Here is a 14003-nt window from a genome sequence, read left to right on the forward strand (position 1 = left end):
AGCGCCGCGATCGCCGCGCGCACCCGGCGCTCGGCGAGTTGCTGGGCGCACTGCCGCCCGCCCGCCGACTCGACCAGTGCCGCGGCCCGAGCGGTGTCCATCGCATCGGTGCCCGGACCGCGGCCGAACATCGTCGCCAGCTCGGCGGCCGCCTCGGTGCCGGAGCCGAGCGCCGAGACCACCGGCAGCGACATGGTGTGGCGGGCAAGGTCGCTCGCCGGTTTGCCGGTGACCAGCGGGTCACCCCAGATCCCGATCAGGTCGTCGACGAACTGGAAGGCCATGCCGAGTTCGCGCCCGAACGTGTCCATCGCCGCGACGGTGGGTGGCTCCGCCTGTGCGCACAGGGCCCCCAGCGCGCACGCACAGCCCATCAGCGCGCCGGTCTTACCCATGGCCATCCGCGCGTACTCCTCGACATCGACGTGCCCGCCCGAGCGGAACCGGCAATCGGCGTGCTGGCCGTGACACATCTCGATGACGGTCGTTTCCATCCTGGCGACCGCCGCCGTGGCCGTCGGTGCGGGCAGACCGTCCACCAGCACGCGCACCGCGAGGGCGTGCAGCGCGTCGCCGAGCAGCATCGCGTCGGGGATGCCCCACACCGTCCACACGGCGGGCCTGCCACGGCGGACCTGGTCGGCGTCCATGATGTCGTCGTGCAGGAGCGTGAAGTTGTGGACCAGCTCCACCGCGGCCGCCGCGGCGAGCGCGGTGTGTGGGCCGGCCCCGCACGCCGCGGCCGAGCAGACGGTCAACGCCGGTCGCAGGGCCTTGCCTACGGGTTGCGGGGTCGCGGTGCCGTCGGCGTCCCACCAGCCGAGGTGGTAGCCGCCCATCCGGCGCAGCGGTTCGGGTAACGACGAAATCGCCTCGCGCAGTAGCGGATCGCATAGCTCGCGGACGTTGGACAGAATCTCTGTGGCCCGGCGGCTCGTCGCCGCCGAGGTGCTCTCGATCATCAGCACATACACCTTCCCTAGCGGTGTCGTGGATACGGAATCCGGGTCCCACGACCGGGAACGCCGCGGCTGCTCGGTATTCGGCCGCCGCGGCGTCGAAGACATCGAGGTCGCTGATCGTCGGTCAGTCCGCTTGGCGGGCGACCAGAACGTTGTCGAGAATGCCGAGCGCGTCGGGGACGAGGATCGCCGCGGAGTAGTAGCAACTGACCAGATAAGAAATGATCGACTGGTCGTCGATGCCTTTGAAACGGACGTTGAGGCTCGGCTCGAATTCGTCCGGGAGCCCGGTTTGGTGCAGACCGATGACGCCCTGATCTTTTTCGCCGGTGCGCATGGCCAGAATCGAGGTGGTCTGGTTGGTGCTGACCGGGATCTTGCTACACGGAAAGATCGGCACTCCGCGCCACGCGGGTACCCGGTTGCCGTCGATATCGATGGTGTCCGGGTACAGGCCGCGTTTGCTGCATTCGCGACCGAACGCGGCGATCGCTTTCGGATGTGCGAGAAAGAGTTTGGTGCTGCGCCGCATGCTGAGCAGCTCGTCCATGTCGTCCGGGGTGGGCGGGCCCGACTCGGAGTAGATGCGCTGCTTCAGATCGCAATTGCGCAGCAGGCCGAAGTCGGGGCTGTTGACGAGGTCGTCCTCGCGGCGTTCGTAGAGCGCCTCGATGGTCAGCCGCAACTGCTGCTGGGTCTGGTTCATCGGGTCGTTGAAGAGATCAGCGACGCGGGTGTGCACGCGCAGCACGCTCTGCGCGAGGCTGAGCTCGTACTCGCGCGGACGGACGTCGTAGTCCACGAAGGTGCCGTCGATTTCGGGTTCACCCGCGTGGCCCGAGGTGATCTGGATATTCGCTTCGCCCTGTTTGTTCTGTGGTCGAGCGGCGGCGGCGGCAACCTGGGAAAGTTGCGTGCGGAGTGCGGGTACGTGGTCGAGCACTTCGTCCAGCGCCTGCCGCGGCAGGACCAGCACGATGCTCTTGGTGATCGCCTTGACGGTGGCCGGCCAAATGGCCGAGGAGTCGGTGAAACTCTGCTCGCCGACATAGTTGCCGCCGGCCAGGGTGCCGAGCATGGTCGGCTCGCCGTATTCGCCGGAGCCCATTTTGGCCAGTTTGCCGTGCACGATCAGTATCACTTGATTCATCGGATACCCGAATTCGGCTACCACCGCACCCGGTTCGAATTCGCGCTGTTCGAATCGCCGCGCGAGTGCGCGCAGTACTTCCTCGTCGTCGATCTCGCGCAGCGCCGCCATTTCCCGCAGCTCCATCGGGATCACCCGGGCCTGTGAGCCGTCGACCGAAAACTCGATCCGGCCGTTTCCGATGGTGTGGGTCAGTCGGCGGTTCACCCGGTAGACACCACCGTTGACCTGCGTCCACGGCAGCATTCTGGTCAGCCAGCGGGAGGTGATCCCCTGCATCTGGGGTTCGGATTTGGTGGTGGTCGCCAATTGGTGCGCGGCGGTGGTGCTGAGACTCTTGCGTCCATTGGTCTCAGCGGAAGCAGACACTGGCGTTTCGATTGTCATATTTGATCCTCACCTCGAAATGGTCACCATGGACGGTCGGCGCTGAAAGTCCGAATAGGTGATCGTTCAGATTCGACGGTTGTGCACAGCAGGTCGGCAGGCGGCGATAGGCCGGGTGCGGACGGTCACTCGAGCGAATGTTGCTATATGACAGTGCATTTCAGACGCTCTCGATCTTAAGTCGCGGAACCTGTTGGACGCAGCGAAAATTCGAATATTAGTCGTTATTATTCGGATGGTTGCGACACGTATTCGATTGGGACAACGGTTGATAACGCTTCGTCGCGGTTCATGAAAGTCGAGACAAAATGGCGGTCGGCAGCTATCTTCTAGCCGTCGAGCCGCGCGATGCTCTGCAGGGCACCGGCTACCCGGCGGCAATGACGTCGTGCGGCGGTGCGGGTCACATCGCCGTGCAGGACGGCGGTCGTCCGCCCGATCCGGCCGAGTCTCGAGTGCTCGGTATCGGGTGCGCGGGGCGCAGGCGGATTAGCCTCGAGGTATGTGTCGAAACATCACTGCCCTGCGGGGACTAGAGCCCGCGGCGACGCCGGAGGAGATCCAGGCCGCCGCGCTGCAGTACGTACGCAAGGTCGGCGGGCTGTCCAGCATCTCGGCCGCGACCCAGCCCGCGGTCGATGCCGCCGTCGCCGACATCGCGGCGGTCACGGCCCGGCTGCTCGCGCAACTGCCGGATCGCAAGGTGCCGCCGAAGTCGGTGCCGCCACTGCGCCGACCCGAGGTGCAGGCGCGGATCCAGGCCAGGGCGCACTCGCACGACTGACCGCGAGCTCGCCGACTTCCGGCGCGAGTGAGCTCCTAACGGCACCTGCTATCTTGAACGTCGTTCAAGCTGGTAGCGGGAGGAAGTCGTCGTGGATGGAGTCGAGAACTCTCGGGGGTCGAGGGTCGCCTTTTCGGCGCGCGATATCGCACAGATCGCCGTATTCGCAGCGCTGATCGCGGCGATGGGCCTGCCCGGCGCCATCACCGTCGGCTTCAGCGGTGTGCCGATCACGGTGCAGACACTGGGTGTGATCTTGGCCGGCGCGGTGCTCGGCGCGCGCAAGGGAACGGCCGCTGTGCTGGTCTTTCTCGCGTTGACGATGATCGGCCTGCCGCTGCTGTCGGGTGGCCGCACCGGCCTGACCGCGATGGCCGGGCCGAGTGCCGGATACCTCGTCGGGTGGGCGCCCGCGGCGCTGGTCATCGGCCTGCTGACCGCGCGGATCCTGCCGAAGTATCCGCTGGTGCTCGGCCTGCTGATCAACGCGTTCGGCGGGATCCTGGTCATCTATCTCTTCGGCACCATCGGGTTGTTGCTGCGCACCGACCTGGACTTCCCGCACGCGATCAGCACCAACTTCGCGTTCATCCCCGGCGATCTGGCCAAGGTTGTCGTCGCGACGGTCGTCGCCAAGGGTGTGCATCGCGCGTACCCCGGCCTGATCCGTGCGTAGTCCGGAACTCGGCGGCGCCGCGGAGCGGCCCGCCTTCGAAATCGACGGCCGCACTTACACTTACGGCCAGCTCGACGCTGCGATCGAGCAGTGGATCGAACGCGACAGTGCGCCCGTCTACGACGCGTCGGCGCTGCCGGTGCCGGATGCGTTGATCTGTATCTGCGCGGCGGCTCGGCGCGGGGTCCCGGTGCTCGTGGAGAATCCCGAGGCGCGTCCCGAGCGCTCGGATATTCCGCCCTCGGCGTTCCTGTTGGTGACAACATCGGGCTCCACCGGCCGTCCGCGCCCGCTGGCCCGCACCGCGGCGTCCTGGTTCGACAGTTTTCCCGCGTTCACCGCGATCACCGGTGTCGAGGCCACCGACCGCGTGCTCATCACCGGTCCCTTGCACGCGACGATGCACCTGTTCGGCGCGCTGCACGCGCTGTGGCGCGGCGCGTGCGTCACCGACGATCCGTCGCGGGCGACGGTTGTGCATGCGGTGCCCGCGGTGCTTCGGGACGTGGTGCGCAAGGCACCGAGGTTGCGGACGGCGATCGTGGCGGGCATCGCCCTGGACGACGGTGCGCGAGCGGTGGCCGATGGCCTGGAGCTCATCGAGTACTACGGGTCCGCGGAGGTCTCGCTCGTCGCGGCACGGCGGGTGCCCGAGCCGCTGCGCCTGCTCGACGGTGTCGACGCCGATATTCGGGACGGATTGCTTTATGTCCGTACCCCGTACCGCGTGCTCGGCGCTCCCGAATGGTGCAGCGTGGGCGACCTCGCCGAGCTCGGTTCGAATCACGAGCTCACGGTCCGGGGCAGGGGCGAATCCGCGATCAACGTCGGCGGCACGACGGTCGTCGCCGAGGATGTCGAACGCGTCCTCGGGACGCTCGACGGTGTCGCCGCGGTCGCGGTGGTCGGCTCACCGCACGCGGTGTTCGGCGAGATCGTCACGGCCGCAGTACAACTCGACGGCGTCGAGATCGATGCGGTGCGGTCGCAGGCGCGCGGCCTGCTGATGAAGGAGGCCATGCCGCGGCGCTGGGTGCCGCTGCCGACGCTGCCGAGGACGGCCAGCGGGAAAGTGGCCAGAGGTCAGCTGAAAGACTTACTGGCATGAATTCGGTTCCCGTGCTGGTTGCGCCGCGTCGGACGCCGATCGGCAATGCCGGGCACGGGTTCGCCGAGCTGACGACCACCGACCTGGCGGCGCCGGTCTTGCGCGAGGTGCTCTCGACGCTGCGCGACGCGGGTGTGGCTGCCGAGGTGGACGATGTCGTCCTCGGCAACTGCCTCGGGCCCGGCGGCAATCCGGCGCGGATCGCGGCGTTGCGGGCGGGGCTCGGTGTGCAGGTGCCGGGCGTCACGGTGGATCGGCAATGCGGGTCCGGTCTCGACGCGGTGATGCAGGCGGCGCTGCGGGTGCGCAGCGGGGCCGACCAGCTGATTCTCGCGGGCGGTGTCGAGTCGGCGAGCACCGCGCCGTGGCGGTTCTGGCCGCCGGTCGCGGACGCAGAGCCGGTGCGCTACACCCGGGCTCCCTTTGCGCCACCAGGTTTTCCGGACCCCGACATGGGCGTCGCCGCCGACGATCTCGCGCGCGTGCGTGGCATCAGCCGGGAGCGGCAGGACGCCTACGCGGCGCGTTCGCACAGTCTCGCGGCGGCGACCGACTTCGCAGCGGAGATCGTGCCGATCGGCGAGGTGCGCCGCGACGAACGGATTCGCGCGGGGCTCACCGAGGCTCGGCTCGCGCGGTTGCGGCCCAGTTTCGGCGTCGAGGGGACGGCGACGGCGGGCAACTCGTGCGGCATCTCCGACGGTGCGGCGGTGCTGGCGGTGACCAGCGAGGCGTTGGCCGCCGGACTGCCCGCGCTGCGGATAGTCGGGTCGGCGGTGGCCGGATCCGATCCCGCGTACCCCGGTCTCGGGCCGGTGCCCGCGATACGGAAGCTGCTGCGGTGCACCGGGGTCGACGTGAGCGAGCTCGGGATCATCGAGATCACCGAGGCTTTCGCTACCGTGGTGCTGGCGGTGTCGGACGAACTGGGATTGGACGAATCGCGGATCTGCCCGCAGGGCGGTGCCATCGCGATGGGGCATCCGTGGGGCGCGTCGGGGGCTATCTTGTTGGTGCGGTTGGCAAGTCAAATGTTGTGCGCGGGTGGGCCCGCGCTGGGGCTCGCGGCGTGCGCCATCGGTGGCGGGCAAGGGATCGCCATGCTGGTGGAGCGGGTGTCGTGAGCGAACCGCGAGTCACCGAGGCGGAGTCATGAGTGAGATCGTCTTCTCGTCGGTGAGTCATCACTTCGGCGAGCGAAAAGTGTTGCGCGGCATCGACCTTCGGATCACCGAGCGTCGGGTCGGCATCATCGGCGCCAACGGCTCCGGTAAATCGACCCTGGCGCGCATGATCAACGGGTTGCTCACCCCGGCGTCGGGGACCGTCACCGTGGACGGTGTCGACGTGGCACGCAAGGGTGCGCAGGTGCGGCGCAAGGTCGGGTTCGTGTTCACCGACCCGGACACCCAGATCGTGATGCCGACCGTCGCGGAAGACCTCGCTTTCTCGTTGCGCCGAACGGGATTGAGCAAGCAGGAGATCGCCGCGCGCGTCGAGGAGATGCTGGCCCGCTTCGGCCTGCACGAGCACGGTGATCATCCCTCGCACCTGCTGTCCGGTGGGCAGAAGCAGTTGCTCGCCATCGGCGCGGTGCTGATCCGCAGACCCGAGGTGATCATCGCGGACGAGCCGACGACCCTGCTCGACCTGCGCAATGCCCGGGTGGTCGCCGACGCGCTGGATGCGATGGATCAGCAGGTGATCGTCGTGACGCACCAGCTGGCGCTGCTGAACAGTTTCGAGCGGGTCATCGTGATCGATGACGGTCTCGTGGCCTTCGACGGAACGCCGGCCGCCGCCGTCCCCGCCTACCGGGAACTGGTCGAATGATCGGGCTGTACCGGCCCGGTGACTCGCTGCTACACCGGCTACCCGCCGGGGTGAAGCTGTTGCTGCTGATCGTGTCGATCGTGGCGGCAACAGTGTTGGTGCGCAGCCCGATTCAGGTCGGCATGGTCGGTGTGGCGGTCGCCGGGTTGTTCGCGCTGGCGCGCATTCCGTTCGGCGTGGCCGTGGCGCAACTGCGGCCGATGGTGTGGATGTTGCTGATCATCGCGGTGTTCCAGGTGCTGATCACCTCGCCCGCGCGGGCCGTCGTCGTGTGCGGCGTGCTGTTGATCTCGGTGGCGCTCGCGGCGCTGGTTACGCTCACCACCCGGGTGACCGATCTGCTCGACACCGTGACGCGGGCACTCGGGCCGCTGCGCCGGATCGGGGTCGACCCCGAACGGGTCGGTTTGCTACTCGCGCTTGCCATTCGGTGTGTGCCCTTGCTGGCGGGCATCGTGCACGAGGTGGGCGAGGCGCGGCGGGCCCGCGGGCTGGAATGGTCGATGACGGCCTTGGTGACGCCGGTGCTGGTGCGGGCGTTGCGCACCGCGGACGCGATGGGTGACGCGCTGGCCGCGCGAGGAGTGGACGATGAGTGAGCTGCTGGCCGAGCGCATCGCCCGGTGCGCCGCCGAGTATCCGGCCTCGGCCGCCGTGATATCCGCTCCTGAGAGCGTCGACTATCAGGAGTTCTGGTCTCGGGTGACCCGGACTGCTGCCGGGCTGAGCGGCATGAATCGTGTTGCGGTGCTGCCGACTTCGGATGTGGAATCGCTGGTCGCCGTGACGGCCGCCGCGTTCGCGGGTGTCAGTATCGTGCTGCTGCACCGGCATCTGCTGGCGGACCAGCTGAGCGCGGTGCTCGAGCTCGCGAAACCCGGTGCCGTCGTCGCGACGGCACCGCAGCATCGTCGGCTGCGGAAGATGGGGTTCGACGGGGACGTTCAGACCGTTGCCACGCTGGAATCGGCGGGAGTGCCCGGTCGTGCCCGACCCGACAACGAGCTGCTGGTCGGCATCACCTCCGGCACCACCGGCGCGCCGAAACTGTTCGTGCGCAACCAGCGATCATGGGCGACCACCCTCGATCGCTCCGACGCCACCTTCGACATCGGCAGCGGAGACCTTGTCTCGGCGCCAGGCGTGCTCGATCACACGCACTTCCTGTACGGCGCGCTGCATGCCCTGACCCGAGGGGCGACGGTGGACTTGCGACCGGTCATGCAGTCGCTGAACGACGGTGCGACACATCTCTATTCGGTCCCGACGATCGCTTGGGACGTGGTGCGGTCGGGGACCGGCCCGATCGGCAGCGTCCGCGAGGTGCTGTCCTCTGCGTCCCGGTGGCCGCGCACGGGAAGGCAAGCACTGCAAGCGATCCTGCCCAACGCGTCCCTGGTGCATTTCTACGGCGCCTCCGAGCTGAGCTTCGTATCCTTCGACCGGGGACTCGGTGACACCGACGAGAAGTCGGCGGGCGAACTGTTCGACGGCGTCGAAGCCGACATCCGGGACGGGCTGGTTTTCGTGCGCAGCGACATGCTGTTCGACGGTTACCTGACCGAGCACGGCATGACCGGCGGACCCGTCGACGGATGGATGACGGTGGGTGACCGAGGCATGGTCGTCGACAATCGGCTGCGCCTGTTCGGCCGGGAGAGCGAAATGCTGATCCGAGCCGGCCTGAATGTGGAACCTGCCGCCATCGAAGCCGCACTCACCGCGCTACCGGGCATCGCCGAAGCGGCCTGCATCGGCATTCCCGACGCCCGCATGGGCGAGGCCCCTGCCGCCGCGATCGTGGTGGACGCCGACGCCCCGACCACCGACGAGATCTGGCGGCATCTGCGCGCAACCCTGCCCAGGCCCAGCATCCCGGTCCAGTTGCTGACGCTGCACCGTTTGCCGCGCACGCCACGCGGCAAACTCGACCGCCAAGCCCTCGCCGAAGCCCTAGCCGCCGATCAGCGGGCGCACGCGGAAGACAATCCCGCCCGTTAAAAAGGGTGTGCACGTCGTGGGGTGTGCGGTTTCGGGCGTGGGGTGGTGAGGTTGCGCGGCGGGGAGAGGATGATGGGGGATCGTGTCCACTGATCCGAACGCCCCCGATATCAAGCCACGTAGCCGCGACGTCACCGACGGCCTCGAGAAAACAGCTGCTCGCGGCATGTTGCGCGCGGTCGGGATGGGCGACGACGACTGGGAGAAGCCGCAGATCGGGGTGGCGTCCTCGTGGAACGAGATCACCCCGTGCAACCTGTCGCTGGATCGGCTCGCCCGAGCCTCCAAGGACGGCGTGTTCGCGGGCGGCGGCTATCCGATGCAGTTCGGCACCATTTCGGTGTCCGACGGCATCTCCATGGGCCACGAGGGGATGCACTTCTCGCTGGTGTCGCGCGAGGTGATCGCGGACAGCGTCGAGACGGTGATGCAGGCCGAGCGGCTCGACGGTTCCGTGCTGCTCGCGGGCTGCGACAAATCGCTGCCGGGCATGCTGATGGCCGCCGCCCGGCTGGACCTGGCGAGCGTGTTCCTCTACGCCGGTTCGATCCTGCCCGGCATCGCGAAGATGTCCGACGGCACCGAGCGCGAGGTGACCATCATCGACGCGTTCGAGGCGGTCGGCGCCTGCTCGCGCGGGCTGATGAGCCGCGAGGACGTGGACGCCATCGAACGGGCCATCTGTCCCGGCGAGGGCGCCTGCGGCGGCATGTACACCGCCAACACCATGGCCAGTGCGGCCGAGGCGCTCGGCATGTCGCTGCCGGGCAGCGCGGCACCGCCCGCGACCGACCGCCGCCGCGACGGCTACGCCAGGCGCAGCGGTGAAGCCGTGGTGGAGCTGCTGCGCCGCGGCATCACCACCTCCGACATCCTGACCATGGAGGCGTTCGAGAACGCCATCGCCGTGGTGATGGCGTTCGGCGGTTCCACCAATGCCGTGCTGCACCTGCTCGCGATCGCGCACGAGGCGAACGTCGACCTGAAGCTGGCGGATTTCGCCCGCATCGGCCGTCGCGTGCCCCACCTCGCCGACGTGAAACCCTTCGGCCAGCACGTGATGACGGACGTGGACCGGGTCGGCGGCGTGCCGGTGATGATGAAGGCGCTGCTCGATGCCGGTCTGCTGCACGGGGATTGCCTGACCGTGACCGGGCGGACGGTCGCGGAGAACCTCGCCGAGATCGCGCCGCCGGACCCCGACGGCAAGGTGGTGCGCGCGATGACCTCGCCGATCCACCCGACCGGCGGCATCACCATTCTCGAAGGCTCGCTCGCGCCCGGCGGCGCCGTGGTCAAGTCCGCGGGCTTCGACTCCGATGTATTCACCGGCACCGCAAGGGTTTTCGACCGTGAGCGGGCGGCGATGGACGCGCTCGAGGACGGCACCATCGCGGCGGGTGACGTGGTGGTCATCCGCTACGAGGGCCCCAAGGGTGGTCCTGGCATGCGCGAGATGCTCGCGATCACCGCGGCCATCAAGGGCGCCGGTCTCGGCAAGGACGTGCTGCTGCTCACCGACGGGCGGTTCTCCGGCGGCACCACCGGGCTGTGTGTCGGACACGTGGCACCGGAGGCGGTGGATGGCGGGCCGATCGCGTTCGTGCGCGACGGCGATCAGATCCGGCTCGATGTCGGCGCGGGCACACTGGACCTGCTCGTCGAGGCCGACGAGCTCGCCCGCCGCGGCGAGGGCTGGGCTCCGTTGCCGCCCCGCTACACCCGCGGCGTGCTCGCCAAGTATTCGAAGCTGGTCGGGTCGGCGTCCTACGGTGCCGTCTGCGGCTGAGCCCCCTCGACTGACGTCTTTCGCACAGCGGAGCGGTCGATAACACTGCGAGTGTGATCGAGAGACAGTCCGAGGTGACAGTCGAGGGTTTCACCGCCGCGGTCGGGGAGAGTTTCGCGTCGTTCGATCCGGCCGACGGCGCGGTGATCGGCACCTATCCGGTCCACTCCGCCGCGGAGGTCGGTGCGGCGGTCCGGCGGGCCCGCGAGGCGCAGGCGTCGTGGGCCGACGCCGGGTTCGACGAGCGCAGGCGGGTACTGACCGCGTGGCGGTCGGCGCTGCTGCGGCGTCGCGGCGAGCTGGAGGATCTCGTGCACGCGGAGAACGGAAAGTCGCGGGCGGACGCGACGATCGAGGTGATCGTCGCGGTCCAGCACATCGACTGGGCCGCCAAGCACGCCCGCAAGGTGCTCGGCCCGCGGCGGGTGGCGTCCGGGCCGTTCATGGTGAATCAGGCGGCCTGGCTGGAGTATCGGCCGCTCGGGGTGATCGGCATCCTGGGGCCGTGGGACTTTCCCGTCTTCGGTCCGGTCGGGACGGCCGCCTATGCGCTCGCCGGCGGAAATACCGTGGTGCTCAAGCACAGTGAGTACACGCCGGGGATCGGAGAGTGGCTGGCCGAGAGTTTCGGTCGCGTCGCCGGGGACGATCGGCTGTTCCAGACGGTGACCGGTGCCGACGCGACCGGGGAGGCGCTGTGCCGGTCCGGTGTCAACAAGATCAGCTTCACCGGATCGTTGCCCACCGCGCGAAAAGTGCTGGCCGCCTGCGCCGAAACGCTCACTCCCGTGCTGGTCGACGCCGGCGCTTCGGACGCGCTGTTGGTCGATGAGGATGCCGATCTGGCGGCCGCGGCCGACGCGGCGGTGTGGGGCGCGATGAGCAATGCCGGGCAGGTGTGTATTTCGGTGGAGCGCGCGTATGTCCACGAGCGGGTTTACGAGGCGTTCGCAGACAAGGTTGTTGCGATTGCCGGGAATCTGAAAGCCGGTGCTGGACAACCGATCGGCCCGATCACCATGCCAGAACAGGTGGAGGTCGTCCGGCAGCACATCGCCGACGCCGTAGAGCGCGGTGGTCGGGCATTGGTCGGCGGACTCGACGGGATCAGTGAGCGCTACATTCAGCCGACCGTGCTGGTGGATGTGCCGGAAGACGCTCTGGTTGTTCGCGCGGAGACCTTCGGGCCGGTGCTGGTCATCAGCAAGGTCGCCGACATGGACGAGGCGCTGGCCAAGACCGACGCCACCGGATTCGGCCTCGGCGGTGCGGTATTCGCCCGTGCCCGCGGCATGGACATCGCCCGGCGCATGCGTTCCGGGATGACGTCGGTGAACTCGGTGGTCGCCTATGCCGGTGTGCCCGCGCTCCCGTACGGCGGTGTGGGGAACTCGGGTTTCGGCCGCATCCACGGCCCGGACGGGTTGCGCGAGTGGACCGCTGCCAAAGCGATTACTCGCCAGCGGTTTTCGAGTCCGGTGCGGACGACGACCTTCACGCGCCGCCCGCTGGACAATCGCGTGCTGGCCGCATTGGCCCGAGTGCTCTACGGTCGTGGTTGACCTTGTCATGAGCGCCTGTTTCGAGCAGAGTCGTTGAAATGGACGAGAACACAATCGATTCGACTCCCAGGCCTACTGCGCGCGGCATCGCGGACGCGTATGTCGACGCCCTGGCTCAGCACAATCCGCTGGTCGCGGCTCGCCTGGGGCGTCACCCCGAAGACGATCGTCTCCCTGATCTTTCCCCGGCTGGACTCGATGCGACCGCTGCACTCGCCCGCGCCACCCTGGCCGAGCTCGATGCCGCCGAGCCATCCGGCGGCTTTACCGACGCGGTCGAACGGCGCTGTGCCAAGCTGCTGCGCGAGCGCCTGACGGCTGAGCTGGCTGTCCACGACGCAGGCGAACATTTCCGGGCGATCCGCAACCTGGCATCACCGGTGCACGAGCTTCGCGAATTGTTCACTCTGCTGCCGACCGACACCGAGGCGCAGTGGCAGGCCGTCGGCCGCCGGCTGCGCCGCGTGCCGACCGCGGTGGGCCAGTATCGGTCCACCCTGGCCGAAGGCATCGATCGCGGTCTGCAAGCCGCACCTCGGCAGGTCAGCACCGTGGTGCAGCAATTGGGTGAGTGGGTGGGGGACGAGCCGGGTGGCTGGTTCGGCGAATTCGTCGGCGCGGCCCCGGAATCGGTACGCGCCGAATTGGCTTCGGCCGCAGTCGAAGCCACGGCGGCGGTGTCGGAACTGCATGACTGGCTGCGAGATGTCTATGGCCCCAAGGCCGTCGGCGTTCCGGACACTGTCGGTCGCGAGCGTTATCAGCGGTGGGCCCGGTATTGGAACGGCGCCGACCTCGACCTCGACGAGGCCTACCACTGGGCGTGGGAGCAATTCCACGAGGTCGACGCCCAGATGCGGGCCGAGGCGGACAAGGTGCTGCCTGGCTCGACTCCGATGGAAGCCATGCACTGGCTGGAGGCGGAAGGTCAGGCGCTCGACGGTGCGGAGAACGCCCGCCGCTTCCTCCAGGACCTGATCGACAAAGCCATCAACGATCTGCAAGGCACCCACTTCGACCTCGCCGAACCATTGCTGCGGGTCGAGTCGATGATCGCGCCGCCCGGCAGTGCGGCCGCGCCGTATTACACCGAGCCCTCCCTCGACTTCACCCGCCCGGGCCGCACCTGGCTACCCACGCTCGGCCGCACCCGAATTCCGGTCTGGAGCCTGATCTCCACCTGGTACCACGAGGGCGTCCCCGGCCACCACCTCCAACTCGCACAATGGATCTACGTAGCCGACCAGCTCTCCGTCTACCAGGTCACCGTCGGCAACGTGAGCGCCAACTCGGAAGGCTGGGCCCTGTACGCCGAGCGCCTGATGGACGAACTCGGCTACCTCACCGACTCCGGCCACCGCCTCGGCTACCTCAACGTGCAAATGCTGCGCGTTCTCCGGGTAATCCTCGACATCGGCCTGCACGTCGGCCTCGACTACCCACCCGACTCCCCCTACCGCCCCGGCGAGCCGATGGAACCCGGCAACGCCAGAGAATTCTTCGGCCGCTACTTCGGACAAACCGACGACTACCTCGACAGCGAATTCACCCGATACCTCGGCTGGCCGGGCCAAGCAATCGGCTACAAACTCGGCGAGCGCGCCTGGCTCCGCGGCCGCGCCGCCGCAGCCGCCGCCGCCGAAGCCCGCGGCGAAACCTTCGACCTGAAAGCCTGGCACATGGCCGCCCTCTCCCAAGGCTCCCTCGGCCTGGACGACCTAGTCACCGAACTCGCCGCCCTCTGAGAGTCC

Annotated in this window: 12 protein-coding genes; 10 read left to right on the plus strand and 2 right to left on the minus strand. The window is 68.2% G+C overall.

The genetic code is table 11. From position 1 onward, the window contains the following. The coding region (locus NN4_RS13700) for a polyprenyl synthetase family protein (RefSeq protein ID WP_147130424.1) at positions 1-962 on the minus strand (962 nt) is incomplete at its 3' end. 124 nt (positions 963-1086) lie between these two features. After that, the gene (locus NN4_RS13705; RefSeq protein WP_147130427.1) at positions 1087-2499 is read right to left on the minus strand and encodes a family 2B encapsulin nanocompartment shell protein; all 1413 of its coding nucleotides are present in this window, start codon (positions 2497-2499) and stop codon (positions 1087-1089) included. A 502-nt stretch (positions 2500-3001) separates the two neighbouring features. Here NN4_RS13705 and NN4_RS13710 point away from each other — a divergent pair. The 10 genes from NN4_RS13710 to NN4_RS13755 all read left to right on the plus strand — a co-directional run bounded on the left by NN4_RS13710 (position 3002) and on the right by NN4_RS13755 (position 13997). Then, a complete protein-coding gene (locus NN4_RS13710) occupies positions 3002-3283 on the plus strand; it encodes a DUF2277 domain-containing protein (protein WP_107655509.1) in 282 nt (93 codons plus the stop codon). A 91-nt stretch (positions 3284-3374) separates the two neighbouring features. Then, on the plus strand, positions 3375-3959 hold the full coding sequence (locus tag NN4_RS13715; protein ID WP_186818407.1) for a biotin transporter BioY: 585 nt from the start codon (positions 3375-3377) through the stop codon (positions 3957-3959). Further along, positions 3952-5067 carry a class I adenylate-forming enzyme family protein gene (locus NN4_RS13720; protein WP_147130430.1) on the plus strand — a complete coding sequence of 372 codons (1116 nt, stop codon included), beginning with the start codon at positions 3952-3954 and terminating at the stop codon, positions 5065-5067. The genes NN4_RS13715 and NN4_RS13720 overlap by 8 nt, the downstream gene beginning before the upstream one ends. Then, entirely contained in the window at positions 5064-6191 is a 1128-nt protein-coding gene (locus NN4_RS13725; protein WP_147130432.1) for a thiolase family protein, read from the plus strand. Before NN4_RS13720 ends, NN4_RS13725 begins: the two co-directional genes overlap by 4 nt. 28 nt (positions 6192-6219) lie before the next feature. Continuing rightward, positions 6220-6900, plus strand: a complete 681-nt coding sequence (locus NN4_RS13730) for an energy-coupling factor ABC transporter ATP-binding protein (protein WP_147130434.1) — start codon at positions 6220-6222, stop codon at positions 6898-6900. Continuing rightward, positions 6897-7499: an energy-coupling factor transporter transmembrane component T family protein gene (locus tag NN4_RS13735; protein WP_147130436.1), complete on the plus strand. Its 603-nt coding sequence runs from the start codon at positions 6897-6899 to the stop codon at positions 7497-7499. The genes NN4_RS13730 and NN4_RS13735 overlap by 4 nt, the downstream gene beginning before the upstream one ends. After that, entirely contained in the window at positions 7492-8901 is a 1410-nt protein-coding gene (locus NN4_RS13740; RefSeq protein WP_147130438.1) for an AMP-binding protein, read from the plus strand. The genes NN4_RS13735 and NN4_RS13740 overlap by 8 nt, the downstream gene beginning before the upstream one ends. An 82-nt stretch (positions 8902-8983) precedes the next feature. After that, the gene (ilvD, locus tag NN4_RS13745) at positions 8984-10690 is read left to right on the plus strand and encodes a dihydroxy-acid dehydratase (protein WP_147130440.1); all 1707 of its coding nucleotides are present in this window, start codon (positions 8984-8986) and stop codon (positions 10688-10690) included. A 53-nt stretch (positions 10691-10743) separates the two neighbouring features. Then, positions 10744-12252, plus strand: coding sequence for an aldehyde dehydrogenase family protein (locus tag NN4_RS13750; protein ID WP_147130442.1), 1509 nt, complete (start codon positions 10744-10746; stop codon positions 12250-12252). Positions 12253-12290: 38 nt separating this feature from the next. Further along, complete coding sequence (locus tag NN4_RS13755) at positions 12291-13997, plus strand: DUF885 domain-containing protein (RefSeq protein ID WP_147130444.1); 1707 nt, start codon at positions 12291-12293, stop codon at positions 13995-13997. The last annotated feature ends 6 nt before the right edge of the window (positions 13998-14003 follow it).

Source organism: Nocardia ninae NBRC 108245 (genome assembly GCF_007990755.1).
GTDB lineage: Bacteria > Actinomycetota > Actinomycetes > Mycobacteriales > Mycobacteriaceae > Nocardia > Nocardia ninae.